The organism is Bifidobacterium sp. KRGSERBCFTRI (assembly GCF_025908335.1).
Map to the genome: position 1 here is coordinate 1,108,018 of NZ_CP109653.1, position 14,959 is coordinate 1,122,976.

The 14,959-nt window shown below is 59.0% G+C and carries 10 protein-coding genes and 1 tRNA gene; 6 read left to right on the plus strand and 5 right to left on the minus strand.

The features are described from left to right. Positions 1 to 450: 450 nt before the first annotated feature. The 5 genes from OGI63_RS04665 to OGI63_RS04685 all read left to right on the plus strand — a co-directional run bounded on the left by OGI63_RS04665 (position 451) and on the right by OGI63_RS04685 (position 5,155). Complete coding sequence (locus OGI63_RS04665) at positions 451 to 1,989, plus strand: DUF6591 domain-containing protein (protein ID WP_004218861.1); 1,539 nt, start codon at positions 451 to 453, stop codon at positions 1,987 to 1,989. Positions 1,990 to 2,014: 25 nt separating this feature from the next. Next, positions 2,015 to 2,743, plus strand: a complete 729-nt coding sequence (locus OGI63_RS04670) for a hypothetical protein (protein WP_004269066.1) — start codon at positions 2,015 to 2,017, stop codon at positions 2,741 to 2,743. Positions 2,744 to 2,783: 40 nt separating this feature from the next. Next, on the plus strand, positions 2,784 to 3,233 hold the full coding sequence (locus tag OGI63_RS04675; RefSeq protein WP_004218863.1) for a hypothetical protein: 450 nt from the start codon (positions 2,784 to 2,786) through the stop codon (positions 3,231 to 3,233). A gap of 73 nt (positions 3,234 to 3,306) precedes the next feature. Then, complete coding sequence (locus OGI63_RS04680) at positions 3,307 to 3,891, plus strand: hypothetical protein (RefSeq protein WP_004218864.1); 585 nt, start codon at positions 3,307 to 3,309, stop codon at positions 3,889 to 3,891. Positions 3,892 to 3,922: 31 nt separating this feature from the next. Then, complete coding sequence (locus OGI63_RS04685) at positions 3,923 to 5,155, plus strand: SPFH domain-containing protein (protein ID WP_004218865.1); 1,233 nt, start codon at positions 3,923 to 3,925, stop codon at positions 5,153 to 5,155. Positions 5,156 to 5,456: 301 nt separating this feature from the next. Here OGI63_RS04685 and OGI63_RS04690 read toward each other — a convergent pair whose 3' ends face one another. The 3 genes from OGI63_RS04690 to purT all read right to left on the minus strand — a co-directional run bounded on the left by OGI63_RS04690 (position 5,457) and on the right by purT (position 11,446). Continuing rightward, entirely contained in the window at positions 5,457 to 9,191 is a 3,735-nt protein-coding gene (locus OGI63_RS04690) for a phosphoribosylformylglycinamidine synthase (protein ID WP_004218867.1), read from the minus strand. Positions 9,192 to 9,300: 109 nt separating this feature from the next. Continuing rightward, a complete protein-coding gene (gene purC, locus OGI63_RS04695) occupies positions 9,301 to 10,053 on the minus strand; it encodes a phosphoribosylaminoimidazolesuccinocarboxamide synthase (RefSeq protein WP_004218868.1) in 753 nt (250 codons plus the stop codon). A 136-nt stretch (positions 10,054 to 10,189) separates the two neighbouring features. Beyond that, positions 10,190 to 11,446, minus strand: a complete 1,257-nt coding sequence (gene purT, locus OGI63_RS04700) for a formate-dependent phosphoribosylglycinamide formyltransferase (protein ID WP_012619943.1) — start codon at positions 11,444 to 11,446, stop codon at positions 10,190 to 10,192. Between the two features lie 110 nt (positions 11,447 to 11,556). Between purT and OGI63_RS04705 the strand changes: the two genes are divergently transcribed. Further along, positions 11,557 to 12,759: a glycosyltransferase gene (locus tag OGI63_RS04705; RefSeq protein WP_004218871.1), complete on the plus strand. Its 1,203-nt coding sequence runs from the start codon at positions 11,557 to 11,559 to the stop codon at positions 12,757 to 12,759. Between the two features lie 68 nt (positions 12,760 to 12,827). Here the strand turns inward: OGI63_RS04705 and OGI63_RS04710 are convergent, their stop codons facing one another. Further along, on the minus strand, positions 12,828 to 13,853 hold the full coding sequence (locus OGI63_RS04710; protein ID WP_004218872.1) for a threonine aldolase family protein: 1,026 nt from the start codon (positions 13,851 to 13,853) through the stop codon (positions 12,828 to 12,830). Positions 13,854 to 14,060: 207 nt separating this feature from the next. Further along, positions 14,061 to 14,133, minus strand: a tRNA-His gene (locus OGI63_RS04715). Positions 14,134 to 14,959 lie beyond the last annotated feature (826 nt).

The following is a 14,959-nucleotide window of genomic DNA, read 5'->3' on the forward strand; positions in this document are numbered from 1 at the left end:
CGTCATTGACACCATATTGAGTTGCGAATTAAATGGATTCCAGATGAAGCAACTCGTCGGAATCGTTGAAATTTCGGGCATTCATGCAGATGGAGGAAGGATTCGCGAAAAAAACATGCCCCTTGATGACGAGGAATGCAAGCCCGCTGGGCTTGGCGGTCCAACCGGCCGTTCGAACCACCTCGTCAGAAAGGAATGCAGCCATGTTTGCCCAGATAGCCAGCATGATTCTGCGAGGTATACGCGAATTTGACGAAGTGGCCCGTGAGCTGGAGAAGGACATCTCAGGCGACGGAAGCCAGCAGACGAATTCAGGGCAATCGACGGACGCGAAAACGGAAAGATAGCGCAGCGTGGCATTCGCGTAGATGCAAATCAAATAGCAGGCGGTGAGGGAGCGGAACTACCCTCACCGCCGCACATCACCAATACGAACAACGGAAGGGAATCATGGCAGACCAAATCTATATGGCGTCGGTGGAGAGCACCTACGCCGCCATGGAACAGATGCTTCAATTCAGCGCAGTGCTGGACGTCGTGAGCCGAAATGCAGATGAGCGCACTGTCACGTTCAGTGTGCCGGGAATCAACGGATTATTCACTGCGAAGGTCGCAGAAGGGGATGCCGCGGGTTCAAGCAAGGTGACGGTGACGGCACCGATCGATGGAGGCGATAAAGCACAGGAGTCGGTGGCGAAATTCTACAAGGACCTCGGTGATCAGCTGATGGTCCAAGGTGCGGTTCAGTCTGCGCCGCAGCAGACCCCCGTATTCGACGCCCAGAATCAGCCGACGCAGACGTTCCAGGCGCCCGTTCCGGCCGCTGCCGGCAACGGCGGAAATCCGGCGCAGGGAACGAAGAATAAGTTCGTCGCGATGCTGACCGACACCAATACGGGCAAAACTTCTGTGATGGCGATTGCCGCGGCAGTTGTGTCCGCAGTGTTCCTCATTTTCGGATTCGTGTCTCTCGGCATGCACCCTCCCGTCGTGGTGGGCATTATCTTCGCGGTGGTCGCCGCGGTGCTGTGTGCGCTGGCCTATACGAAGACACAACCGGGTAGGGAACATGGTCGCATGCTCACCGTCGTTGCCGCAGGTGTCACCGTGGTAGCGCTGACTCTCTCGCTAGTCGGTGCGGCTGGCGGTTCCAAGTCGCATGGCAGTATGAAGGAAGCATCGTCGTCGAGTTCCCCTTCGTCTTCCGACGATGATCCATTCTGTAAGCCCATTAGTTGGCCTAGCGCTGGTGTTGGGGCGAAGGCTCCGAAACCAAACAGTCTGAAGGGGTACGTGTGGACCGACGATGCCGATTATGTGAATATCAAGCTGTGTGATGTAGATGATGCCGCATATACGGACTATCTCAACAAGGTGAAGGACAGCGGCTTCGTTGAAGATTATAAGAGCACATCTGGTGACTACAGTGCAAAGGACAGCGAAGGCAATTTCATTGATCTGACGTTCTTTAGCTCGCTCACCGAGCTGGATGTAACAGTCAAATCAGCTGAACGATATCAGAATGATTTGAGTGAAAAAGAAAAGCAGGAGGAGGAAGCGGAAGCAAAGAAGAAAGCTGAGGAAGAGGCAAAAAATAAAGCCGAAGCAGAAAAAGCCGCAGCAGAGGAGGCAAAGAAAGCGGAAGAGGAACAGAAGCGGCTGGCCGAGGAGGAGAAGAAACTCAAAGAGGAGGCCGCCGAGAAGCAGAACACGCAGAGTAATGCTGCCAATGGTGTGACTCCCGACGTGAAGGAGGCCTTGGATGGTTATGAGACCTTCATGAATAAGTATTGTGATTTCATGGAGAAATACGCCAAGGAAGGCCGTCCTGCAGGCATGCTTACTGATTATCTTGAGATGCTCAACGAGTACACCGATTACACACAGAAATTGAGCAATCTGGATCAGTCAGCATGGACCGACGCAGACATGAACTACTTCATCGAAGTAACCAACCGTGTCAACCAGCGTCTTGCCTCGGTCAGCTGATTTCATCGCATCCTCGGAAGACGATATGAGCGCCTCGACTCCCGCCGTGAACCGTGTGCCTGTGGCGCGGCAGACATTCCGCGCCCCGGTCGCTGAAGTGTACGCCGCGCTCGTCCAGACATTGCACTTCAGTGCGGGGTTTGACGTCGTCGCCAACGATGACGTCACGCATTCCGTGCGATTCCGGCTGCCAAATGACAACGGCGAGTACGAGGCCCGGGTCATCGCTGATGGCATGCACAGTGCGGTGATCATCGAAGCTCCGGCGGGGACGGCGGGCGGAAGCGCAGCCTACAGTCGGCTGTACCGAGAATTGGCCGAACAGATTGTTGCGCAGAGCACCGTTGTACCCCATGACGTCATCGCCAAACGCAGATTCCGGCAAGCCATTGTCGCAGACAATGATGGTCCGAGATCAAAGTGGGCGATTGGTGCCGTCGTCTTCGCATGTGGTGCGCTGCTGGGAGCGTTGGCGATGTTCAGCGACCTGCGTCCGGACTGGCAGGTGTGCGTCACGCTCATCGTCTCGCTGTTTGTCGTATGCGGCATCGCGTTCGCGGTTACCGGCCGCAACGGTAAGGTCTCCGGGAGAAATCTGGTGCTGATCGCTTTCGCCATCTCCTGCCTGGCATCGGTGCTGCTGTTATGCGCGACCATAGTGGTGCAGATCAGGTATTCTACCACTCTTGCGATATCCGAGACGATGGCGCAAACAGCATCAGCGCTGCCCCTCGAAATGCCAAAACAACAATAACCGATCAATCATCAATCTGGAACAACTATTGAGGAGTAATATGAACAAGAAATCATTGGCAGGCCCACGCGCCCTCACGATCATTGGATCGCTTGCCATGCTCGTCTCACTCGTACTGCCGTACGCCACGTCGAGCAATGACACCATGACGGCGTTCACCATCGCCGAACGATGGAAGGAAATGCAGTCGGTCGCGAACATGAGCGTGGGTGTTTCCGAAATCATTCTCGTGATGATCATTGCCATTGCAATCTTCACCGTGCTGGCACTCATCTTCGCCCTTGCCGCGAAAGGCATTCCGACGCTTGTCTTTGTCGTTCTCGCCATACTCGCATACGTCTACTTCAACCTGAGCTTCACACCATACGGTTCATATGGCTTCGGTTTCGGCGTCTACCTGTTCTATGTGGCCGCCATTGCAGTCATCGCCGGATCCATCTGGATGATCGCAATCAAACGCCACAACAAAGCAGCCATCCCCAACATGTGACGGGTGAGACAGTTCTGACGAGTGGAAATCGAGACAGGCCGAGCATGTTCCGCGAGAAGTAGGGAGGAGCTGTATGCGTAGCGTCAATCTGCTGCCAAATGAGGGGATTGTTGCGCAATTCGACAGTGTACGCTGTGAGAGTCCTGATTTCAAAGGATGCGAATCTGGAGAACTGACCTTCACCACCATGAGTCTCATCTTCTCCTACACCCAGGTCAAGGTGTTTGGCAAAGACATTGAGCACACCTTCTTGTGGGCATTGCATGACATCAAAGTGGTGGACGGCAGGCCCCAGCTCATTATCGACAAGGGTGACGCCCACCAATGCGACATTCTGCTCCGTAAGGGAAAGCTGGAACTGCGCATGGACTCGCATGCGGATCTGGTGACGTTGGCGAACGGCATCAACAAGCTGATCACGGGGAACGATGAAGACATTGTCGGCGCACCGAAAACCTTCATCTCGGGAATCGCCAGCATGCTGAGCGACGCGGGCAAGGAGGTCACCGAAGCCTTCGGCCTGAGAAACACGGCAAATCCCAAGAGCGCCGAATCGAAAATGGTCTCGCGCGCCTGCGCAGGTTGCGGTGCCCCGCTGCACGGGCGCCAAGGTACCAGCGTCACCTGTGAATACTGCGGTAGGTCAGAGCAACTCTGAACCACCACGAACTCTGTGAAAGAAGGCAGCAATGGCATTGATCAGAGCATTCGCCGGAGCATTGAGCGGCACCTTCGCCGATCAATGGCTCGACATCATCACCGTTGGGCAATTCGACGAGCATGCTGTGCTCATGCCCGGCATCTACCAGGAGACCAACCGTGACCGCGGCTCCAATACGAAGCATTCGGAGGCGGTGATCTCCAACGGTTCACGCATCTACGTGCCGGAGAACACGGCCGCATTCATCTTCGACCAGTCCGGCATCGAGAACATCATCACCGAGTCAGGCGGTTACGAATACCGCACCGGCGGCACCGATAGCGTGTTCGCAGGCAACGGCATAGGCAAGTCGATCTTCGAGCAGATAGGCGAGCGGTTCAAATACGGCGGCGAGCCGGTGGCGAACAAACGCATCGCCTTCGTGAATCTGCGTGAGATCCGCGGCATCAAATTTGGCACGCCGGCACCGCTCATGTACCACGACAGGTTCTACCAGACCGATCTGGAGATTCGTGCGCGTGGCATGATGTCGGTGCAGGTGGTCAACCCGCTCGCATTCATTCGCCAGTTCGTGCCTCCGAACGTGGACTACATCAGCTTCGACGACCCGAACACGAAATCGCAGATCCTCTCCGAATTCATGCAGTCGTTCTCGGTGGCGCTCAACTCGCTGTCAAACGAATACCGCATCTCCGCGCTGCCCAGCCAGGCGAATTCCATTGCGCTCGCGATCTCAGGGGATTCGTCGAATGCCGGCACATGGGAGTCGCGTTTCGGTCTGCACTTGGTGGGCATAGGCATCGAGAGCATCGAATTCACCGACGAATCGCGTGAGCTTGTCAAGCAATACTCGTCGAACCGCATGAATCTTTCGGCATACGAGAACATCTCGCAGCAGGCTTCGAACATCGCCGCGCAGCAGAAGATCGCCGAGGGCGTGCAGCAGAACGGGTTCGGCGACATGGGTGGCATGATGCTCGGGCTTGGTTTCGCGCAGGGAGTCAATCCGATGACCGGCGCGATGCCGGGGCAGTCTGTGCCTACTCAGACGAATCCGGCCGCGGCAGCCGCAGTGGCAGCGGATGCGCAGGGCACCGTCGCGCAAGCTGCCGCACAACCTCCGGCTGCACAGGGAACGCAATCCGCCATGTCGGTGACGGAGCAGATGGAGGCGCTTAAGTCGCTCAAGGAGCTTCTCGATGCGGGAATCCTTACGCAGGAGGAATTCAATGTGAAAAAGCGGCAGATTCTCGGCCTCTAGGAGACCTATCGGCGATTGTTGGGGCGGGTCGGAAAACCATCTTCGATTGTTAGGTGGGTGCTACGAGTAGAGGCGGCCCGAACTCAAGCAAAAATACGACAGAATAATATGTTATGTCTAATAAAATGGCGTTAGGAAGGAATAAGTGCCGAGGATAACCGCCTAACAATCAAAGATGGTTTTCCGACCCGCCTAATAATCGAAGAAAAGAAGTCGAATGCGTTGATGAACAGAAGGGCGGTGTATGCCATATATGGCATACACCGCCCTTCGCTATGGTCGATCAGCGTCTATAACCGTCTCAGCCGAAGTACTCGACGCCGGCTTCGAAGATCGGCTGGTAGATGTTGCCGGGCACATTGCGGTACAGGCCGTCGCCGGTGCGCTCGGAGTGGCCCATCTTGCCGAACACGCGGCCATCCGGGCTGGTGATGCCCTCGATGGCGAGCATGGAGCCGTTCGGGTTCACACTCAGGTCCATGCTCGGCACGCCATGTTCGTCAACGTACTGTGTGGCAACCTGCCCGTTTGCGATGAGCTGGTCGAGCATGCCGTCGGAAGCGACGAAACGTCCCTCGCCATGGGAGATGGCGATGGTGTGCATATCGCCCACCTCCGTCTTGGCAAGCCACGGCGACAGGTTCGACGCGACGCGTGTGCGTACAAGACGGCTCTGGTGGCGTCCGATGGTGTTGAACGTAAGCGTCGGGCACTCCGCGGTCATAGGCACAATGTCGCCGAAGGGCACGAGACCGAGCTTGATGAGCGCCTGGAACCCGTTGCAGATGCCGAGCATGAGACCGTCACGGTTGTTGAGCAGGTCGCGCACGGCCTCGGTGACCGCCGGTGCACGGAAGAACGCCGTGATGAACTTCGCGGAGCCATCCGGTTCGTCGCCGCCTGAGAAACCGCCGGGGATCATGATGATCTGGCTGTTATGGATGGCGTCGACGAGCGCCTGCGTGGACTCGGCGACAGCTGAGGGCGTCAGATTGTTTACAATGAGCGTCTGCGCCTCGGCCCCGGCGCGTTCGAACGCTGCCGCGGTGTCGTATTCGCAGTTGTTGCCGGGGAACACCGGGATGATCACGCGCGGCTTGGCGATTTTCGCACCCTTGTACACGGTCGGTTCCATCGTCTCGAACGAGATCGCGTCGACCGCCTCGGCTTCGGCATCGGTTTCACCGCTGCGGTAGGGGAACACCGATGCAATGCCGTTCTCCCACACCTCCTGCAGATTCGCGAGGTCGAGCGTCTCGCCGGCTGCGTGGAACACGTAGTCCGCGGTGGTCTCGCCGATCGGCCCGATCTCGACCAGATTGGAGACTGTCGGCATGTTCGCGGATGGCGCGAGCTCGACGATGAACGAGCCATACGCCGGTGCGAACAGATCGTCGACGGCGATGGAGTCGTCGAGCGCCACGCCGATGCGGTTGCCCACGCACATCTTGAACAACGCTTCTGCGGTGCCGCCGTAAGCCGGGGTGGAGATGGCCAGCGCATCGCCGTCGGTCACCAGGTTCTCGATGGTGGAGAACACCTCGAGCAGTGCGTCCTTGTCCGGTGTGATACCGTCCGCCAGATAGCGTGGCGCGATGCGGACCACACGGTCGCCGGGGTGCTTGAACTCCGGCGACGTGGCACGGTTCATGTCGCCGACCGCCACGGCGAAGGAGACGAGGGTGGGAGGCACATCGAGGTCTTCGAAGGAGCCGGACATGGAATCCTTGCCTCCAATGGCGCCGACCCCGAGGTCCACCTGCGCCATGAGGGCGCCGAGCACGGCCGCAAGCGGTTTGCCCCAGCGCTCTGGCTCGTCGCGCAGCTTCTCGAAATACTCCTGGAAGGTGAGGTATGCCTTTTCGTGTTCGAAGCCCGCCGCCACGAGTTTCGCAAGCGATTCGACCACCGACATGTAGGCGCCCGTGTACTGGTTGCGTTCCATGAGGAAGGGGTTGAAGCCCCACGCCATGGCCGAGGCGGTGGTGGTCTCGCCGAACACCGGGAACTTGGCCACCATGGCTTCCGCCGGCGTCAGCTGTTCCTTGCCGCCGAACGGCATGAGCACGGTGGCGGCTCCGATCGTGGAGTCGAAGCGTTCCGACAGGCCCTTGTTGGAGGCGATGTTGATGTCGGAGAGCATCTCGTTCATACGCTCACTGAGTGAGCCGGACGAGAATGGGGCACGGTAGGAGCCCTGCTGGGGCACGTGGGCATCCTGATGCTTGGCGGCGCCGTTCGAAGCGAGGAACTCACGCGAGAGATCGACGATCGGCTCGCCGTTCCATTCCATCACCATGCGAGGGTCTTCGGTCACGGTCGCAATGACCACGGCTTCGAGGTTCTCCTCGGCGGCATACTTCAGGAACTCGTCGACGTCTTCCGCAGCCACATCGACCGCCATGCGCTCCTGCGACTCGGAGATGGCAAGCTCGGTGCCGTCGAGGCCGTCGTATTTCTTGGGTACCTGATTGAGGTCAACGTGCAGGCCGTCGGCTATCTCTCCGACGGCAACGGACACGCCACCCGCGCCGAAATCGTTGCATCGCTTGATCAAGCGGCAGGCATCACCGCGGCGGAACAGACGCTGCAGCTTGCGCTCCACTGGGGCGTTGCCCTTCTGCACCTCGGCTCCATCGAGTTCAAGCGACTCAACGTTGTGTGCCTTGGACGAACCGGTGGCGCCGCCAATGCCATCACGGCCGGTACGGCCGCCAAGCAGAATGATCTTGTCGCCGGGGGCCGGGGTCTCGCGACGTACATGGCTTGCCGGCGTGGCGCCCACAACGGCGCCGATCTCCATACGCTTGGCCACATAGCCCGGGTGGTAGATCTCATTGACCTGACCGGTGGCCAAGCCGATCTGGTTGCCGTACGAGGAGTAGCCGTGCGCCGCGGTGGTGACGAGCTTGCGCTGGGGCAGCTTGCCTTCCAGCGTCTCGCTGATCGGCACGCGGGGGTCCGCGGCACCGGTCACGCGCATCGCCTGATACACGTAGGAGCGTCCCGAAAGCGGGTCGCGAATGCAGCCGCCGATGCAGGTTGCCGCGCCACCGAAGGGCTCGATCTCGGTGGGGTGGTTATGGGTCTCGTTCTTGAACAGGAAGAGCCAGTCTTCGCTCTCGCCATTCACATCGACCTTCACCTTGACGGTGCAGGCATTGATCTCCTCCGATTCGTCGAGGCCGGTGAGCACGCCGTTCTTCTTGAGCCACTTCGCACCGATCGTGCCCATGTCCATGAGGCACACGGGTTTCTCGTCGCGGCCGAGCTCATGGCGCATCGCCATGTACTTGTCGAAGGCGGCCTTCACCACGGCGTCGTCGATTTCAACGGAGTCGAGCTCGGTGCCGAAAGTGGTGTGGCGGCAGTGGTCGGACCAATACGTGTCGATCACCTTGATCTCGGTGATGGTGGGATCTCGTTGCTCACCCTGGAAATACTCGCGTACGAACCTCAGATCGGCCTCGTCCATTGCCAGGCCCCGATCGGCGATGAACTCGGCAAGCTGTGCATCGTCCATTTCGCGGAAGCCATCGAGCACTTCGACCGGCTGGGGGGTGGGGGCATAGGTGGCGAGCGTCTCTCGGGTCTCCAGCCCGGCTTCGCGGGTCTCCACCGGATTGATCACGTACTTTTTGATCGCGGCGAGGTCGTCGTCGCCCAACTGGCCATCGAGCACATACACGCGGGCCGAGCGCACGGTCGGTCGTTCGCCCTGGCTGATGAGCTGGATGCATTCGCTTGCGGAATCCGCGCGCTGGTCGAATTGGCCGGGCAGCGATTCCACCGCAAACACCGTGTCACCGGAGACATCCGGCAGTTCGATGCTCACATTGTCCACCTGCGGCTCGCTGAATACGGTGGGGATCGTCTGGCCGAACAGCTCCTCGCTGATTCCCTCGACGTCATACCGGTTGATGATGCGGACGTTGTTCAAAGATTCAATGCCGAGAATCGTGCGCAATTCGTTCGTCAGCTGCTGCGCCTCGACGTCGAATCCGGGCTTCTTCTCTACATGGACGCGAAAAACCACTGTGCTTCCTCGTTCTTTAGCAATAATCTGGGATTGTACCGTTGAAAACAATATAGGAAAACAAGAAAGGGCCTGTTCCATGGCTCAAGTCATGGAACAGGCCCCAATGTCACTCGGCGCGCTCGACGCCCTCGGCTTCGGCGAGCTTGACCAGCCGGTCGTAGATCTCCTCGTAGGCGGGGATGATGTTGCCCAGATCGCGGCGGAACAGATCCTTGTCGAGATGCTCGATCTGGCCGGAGCCGTCCTTCAGGTCCCACAAACGGCAGGTGTCCGGGGTGATCTCGTCGGCGAGCAGAATTCGCCCGTCACCGGTCTTGCCCTCCTCGATCTTGAAATCGACGAGCTGCACGTCGATCTTCGAGAAGATGTCTTTCAACGCATCGTTGACTGCACGTGCCTGGCGGGAGATCTCGTCGAGCTCCTCTTCGGAGGCGATGCCGAGTGCCACGATGCCGTCGTCGTTGATGAACGGATCACCGAGCTCGTCGGATTTCACGCAGAATTCGAGGATCGGCTTGTCGAGCGCGGTGCCTTCCTCGACACCGTACCTCTTGGCGAAGGAACCGGCCGCCGTGTTGCGCATGATGATCTCGAGCGGGTACATGTCCATTTTGCGAACGAGCTGCTCGGTGTCGGAGATGCGCTTGACGAAGTGGGAGTCGATGCCGCGCGCCTTGAGCAGGTCGAAGATGACGGAGGTGATCTGGTTGTTGAGTTCGCCCTTGCCTTCGATCTGTGCCTTCTTGGCGCCGTTGCCGGCGGTTGCCTGGTTCATGTATTCGACCCAGAGAACATCGGGGTCATCGGTTGCGTACAGTTTCTTGGCCTTGCCCTCGTAGAGCTTGTCCAGCTTCTGCATGTGCTGCCTTCCGTTGTCAACAATGAGTGGACGTTTTCAGCGTACCAACCCAACACGCCAAAAACGCCCAGTTTACTCACTGTTTTCAGTATTCGACACGCGGTTTTCGTGAGGTTCGCGAGCGGTGGCGTCGACACTACTTCGCCGGATTCACCACTATGCGCAGATTCTGCGCGCACTCGTTCGCCTTGATGCGCGCCTCGTCGATGTCGGAGCCGATGGCGAGCGTCACGCCCATGCGGCGATGGCCCTCCACCCGCGGCTTCGAGAAGATGCGCAAATCGGTGCCCGGTGTGGCGAGTGCGGTCTGGAGGTTCGAGAATTCGACTTCGCCGTTGCCCTCGACGACGATCGCATGGCTCGCCGCGCCGTAATACTTCGGCAGGTCGAGTCCGATATGCGCCTTGGAGACCGGGATTCCGAGCACGGCGCGCGCATGCAGGTCGAACTCGCTCAAATACTGGCTGATCATGGTGACCATGCCCGTATCGTGCGGGCGGGGGGAGACCTCGTTGAAGAGCACGGTGCCGTCTTTGAGCACGAACAATTCGACGCCGAACACGCCCCATGCGGTGTCGGTGCCGGCATGGGCGATGAGACCCTGCACGGCCTGCGTGGCAATGCGTTTGACCTCCTGCCGATGATCGGGCTCGACGGCCGCAGGCTGCCAGGAATCACGGTAATCGCCGCTTTCCTGCCGCTGGCCAATCGGTTCGCACACCACAATGCCTGCCGATGAGCTCACGGTGAGCATGGTGAGTTCGTAATCAAGGTCGACGAGCTGTTCGATGATCACGCGGGAGACATCGCCCTCCCCATGCGCACGGCGACCGGTTTGCGCCTCATTCCATGCGTCCTCGATCTTGTCGGCGGATCGCACCACCGACTGGCCGTGGCCCGAGGAGCTCATGACCGGCTTGACCACGCAGGGGAAGCCGATGCGAGTGGCCGCCTCTTTGAGTTCCTGCAGGCTTCCCGCGAATTCGAATTTCGTGGTGGGCAGTCCCAGCTCGTCGGCGGCGAGCTGGCGAAGACGCTCACGATCCATGCAAATTGAGGCGATGGCAGCGCTCGGCACCACGCGGATGCCGGCCTGCTCCGCTTCGAACAGCACGTCGGTGGCTATGGCCTCGATTTCAGGAATGACGATGTCGGGTTTGACGTCGCCTATCACATTGCGTAATGCATCGGCGTTCGCCATGTCGAGCACCCGTGCCTCGTGGGCGACCTGTGCGGCCGGTGCGCCGTTGTAGGAATCAGCGGCGCACACCCATGCGCCGAGCCGCATGAGTGAAATCGTCACCTCCTTGCCGAGTTCGCCCGAACCGAGCATGAGAATGCGGGTGGGATGTTCACCGAATGGTGTGCCGAGAATCATGGAATCTGTAGTCATGGTTCCATTGTGCCATCAGTCGTGTCATTCGCGGCGTGGGGGAGTGGATTCGCAAAAAGACAATGCGCGAATACCGTGAAATATACAGTCCAGCGGGTTAGATGAGCACTATGGAAGCACACAACGAAGCAGCGTCGCCGCAGTCGGCGTCCGACAACGCAACCGATAGGCCACTGACGATCGCACTGGTTGTGGACACTTTCGGCAACCGCGGCAACGGCACCTCGAACTCAGCGCTCCAATGGGCGCAGGAACTCGAACGGCAGGGTCACAAGGTTCGATTGGTGGGGATCAATGCCCCCGAATATCCGGCCAGAGAGAACCACATTCCGTTGGTGAGCTGGATTTCGGCCAAGCAGCAGATGCATTTCGCCCAGCCGAGCGCCACACTGTTCGACCGCGCCTTCGATGGTGTGGACGTCGTGCACATCTACACACCGTTCAAATTCGGCCGGCATGCCATGGCGGCGGCCCGTGCCAAGGGCCTGCCGGTCACTGCTGGCTTCCATGTGCAGCCGGAGAACGTCATGTATTCGGCAGGGCCGGCCCGATGGATCCCCGGCATGGATCGGTTCATCTACTGGCTGTTCAGGCGCTGGCTGTATTCCAGGGTCGACGCCATCCATGTGCCCACGAATCTGGGGAAGCAATTGCTGCTCGACCACGGGTATGCCAAACCGATCTTCGTCATCTCGAACGGCTACGCACCGCGGTTCATACCGAAGGAGCAGCGCAAGGGCGATGCCGCACCGCAGATTCCCGTGCGCATCATCGCTTCGGGTCGCCTTTCGAACGAGAAGAACCATGTCGAGCTCATCGAGGCGATCTGCCGTTGTGCGCATGCGGACGACATTCATCTGACGATTGCCGGCACGGGGCCAATCCGGAACAAACTCGTGCGTTTCGCCAAGAGGAAGCTCAAGCGTCCTGCCTCGATCGGCTTCCACAAGAACTCGACGATGCCCCAGTTGTTGCGGTCGGCAGACCTGCTCGTGCATCCTTCGATCGCCGACCTCGAATCGGTGAGCGTCATCGAAGGCATGGCCTCGGGCTTGGTGCCGGTGATTGCCGATTCGAAACTGAGTGCGGCAGGCCAGTTCTCGCTCTGCCCGCAATCCTCATACCCAGTGGGCGATGTGGACGCGTTGGCCGAACGCATAGACTGGTGGATCGACCATCCCAGGGAGCTCAACACGTGGGGCGACACCTATGCGCGTCATACGAAGGACACGTATTCGGTGGAGGAGTCGGTGAGGCGTTTCGTCGAGATGGAACGCCAGATCATCTCCGACCACACGGTTTCCTCACGCTAACTGTAGCTGATCGTTATGGGCTGGGCCCTGCGGATATGAAATCCGCAGGGCCCAGCCTGTTACGGGAATCAGAGCAGCTTGATGAGCTCGTCCACCTGCTCGTCGGTGGTAGCCCAGCTCGTGCAGATGCGCAGCATCACATGGTCGGCATCCACCTGCTCCATGAATCCGAGCTTGACGGACTTCGTGAGTTCCTGCGCGCGCTGCGTGGTCACCACGATGAAGATCTGGTTGGTCTGCGAGATGTATTCGATGTCGTAATGCTTCTCGAAGAGTGCCTTGCGAATCTTGTCCGCCTCGGCGTTCGCATGCTTGGCGAGCTTGAAGTAGAGGTCGTCGGTGAACAGCGTGTCGAACTGCAGTCCCAACAGCCAGCCCTTCGCCAGCAGTGCACCGTGCTGCTTGACGATCGTCGTGAAGTTCCTCGGCGAATTACCGCGCGGGAACACGACGGCCTCTCCGAACATCGTGCCGCATTTGGTGCCGCCAATGGTGAAGACGTCCGCCAGACGGGCGAGATCGGGCAGCTGCACGTCGTTCATGTCCGCCGTGAGCGCCATGCCCAACCGCGCGCCGTCCACATAGAGAGGCAGATTGTGGTCATGCGCGACCTGTGAGATCGAGGCGAGCTCCTCACGCGTGTACACGGTGCCATATTCGGTGGGCTGCGAGATATACACGCAGCCGGGGTAGACCATATGCTCATGGTTGAGGTCGTTTTCGAAGCTCTGACAGTATTCGTCGAGCTGTTCGCCGGTGATCTTGCCGTCGTGCTGGGGGAGTGCGAGCACTTTGTGTCCAGTCGCCTCGATGGCGCCGGCCTCGTGCGTGTTGATGTGCGCGCTCTCCGGGCATACGACGCCTGCGTATTGCGGGGTAATGGCGCTGAGCACGGTCTGGTTCGTCTGTGTGCCTCCCACGAGGAACCAGACGTCGGCCTGTGCGGCATCACAGGCTTTGCGAATCTTGTTTGCGGCCGCATCGCAATACTGGTCCTTGCCATAGCCGGAGTTCTGTTCGTTCGCCATGGCCTGCATGCGGGCGACGATCTGCGGGGCGGCGGTGGAGGAATAATCGTTTTCGAAAGACAGCATATGCACTCCTGCTCATTGTGGTTACGTGCGGTTCTGCTGTGTAGTCTACGCCCGGGAACCGAGCGCAAGCACCATTGCCGCGCACGGTGAACGCCATGGCAAAATGGGGAGGGTGGCGGGACGCCATCGTTATTCATCGTTACCGAAACGAGGAAACCCCGGGATTCGTTCGGTTTGGAAACCGTTGGAATCTCGGGGTTTGGCCGGGGTGGCTAACGCGGCTCGAACGCGCGACCTTCTGAACCACAATCAGATGCTCTACCAACTGAGCTATAGCCACCATGTTTACGTGTCTGCTGAGCATCACGCAACAGATGAAAACTATACACGAGGGTTCCCCGAAAACCGGGGTCGGCGTGTCGCCTATACAATCAATGCGGGCGTAGGTATACTTGGATATACACCAAGAAGAAACGAATTCCAAGGGTTTTGGGCACGCATAGGAGCGTGCGGCGCAGGGAGCGCCAATGCGGCATAACTCAACGGACAGAGCAGAGAAGTCCATGAAGTCATATAAGCGGGTGCGATGGCGATTGCACGGCCTCGAGGCGAGGGGCCGGCAGGGGAAGTATTGGAAACCAAAATGGAAACGCAATCGCCGCTATGTGCAGAAAGGCCATATGGTTGATGCGCGTGGCGATATGAGTCGCGTATGGTGGGCCGGCGGCACCCGGGGTGTGCGGGTGAGTCGGCAAATGTCGCAAATACGGTGGTCGAATTGGTGGCAGTGAATCGAATGCAAGCCATGCGCATGCGGCTGAGGCATCAGGGTGGATGCCCGGCCTGTCGGCGACAGCAAGCCGAGGCATGCGGCAGAGAGCGAGAAATGTGTGCCATATGTGATGGCCGGCGAATGGTGGAATATCCCGTTCGCCCCGTTGTTGAGTATGGTGATGGGAAGCTAGACGGCCCCGGAGGCACCTAGACACTCCGGGGCCGTCTTTTGTCTGCCGTCATGGTATAGTAGACGTTTGTGTGTGCCAGCAGTGCACCTTATGTGACAGGTGTACATGCTGGGATATCCCCGAGTTCGCGATGATCACGCGCAGTAATGCGGCGGTGAGAGGGCGAGGGGTCATCGGGCCGGTGAACGTTGGCTAGCTAAT

Excerpts from the sequence above, each read along its gene's own strand:
- OGI63_RS04665 (WP_004218861.1), top strand. The coding sequence starts at position 451 with ATGGCAGACCAAATCTATATGGCGTCGGTGGAGAGCACCTACGCCGCC.
- OGI63_RS04670 (WP_004269066.1), top strand. The coding sequence starts at position 2,015 with ATGAGCGCCTCGACTCCCGCCGTGAACCGTGTGCCTGTGGCGCGGCAG.
- OGI63_RS04675 (WP_004218863.1), top strand. The coding sequence starts at position 2,784 with ATGAACAAGAAATCATTGGCAGGCCCACGCGCCCTCACGATCATTGGA.
- OGI63_RS04680 (WP_004218864.1), top strand. The coding sequence starts at position 3,307 with ATGCGTAGCGTCAATCTGCTGCCAAATGAGGGGATTGTTGCGCAATTC.
- OGI63_RS04685 (WP_004218865.1), top strand. The coding sequence starts at position 3,923 with ATGGCATTGATCAGAGCATTCGCCGGAGCATTGAGCGGCACCTTCGCC.
- purC (WP_004218868.1), bottom strand. The coding sequence starts at position 10,053 with ATGCAGAAGCTGGACAAGCTCTACGAGGGCAAGGCCAAGAAACTGTAC.
- purT (WP_012619943.1), bottom strand. The coding sequence starts at position 11,446 with ATGACTACAGATTCCATGATTCTCGGCACACCATTCGGTGAACATCCC.
- OGI63_RS04705 (WP_004218871.1), top strand. The coding sequence starts at position 11,557 with ATGGAAGCACACAACGAAGCAGCGTCGCCGCAGTCGGCGTCCGACAAC.
- OGI63_RS04710 (WP_004218872.1), bottom strand. The coding sequence starts at position 13,853 with ATGCTGTCTTTCGAAAACGATTATTCCTCCACCGCCGCCCCGCAGATC.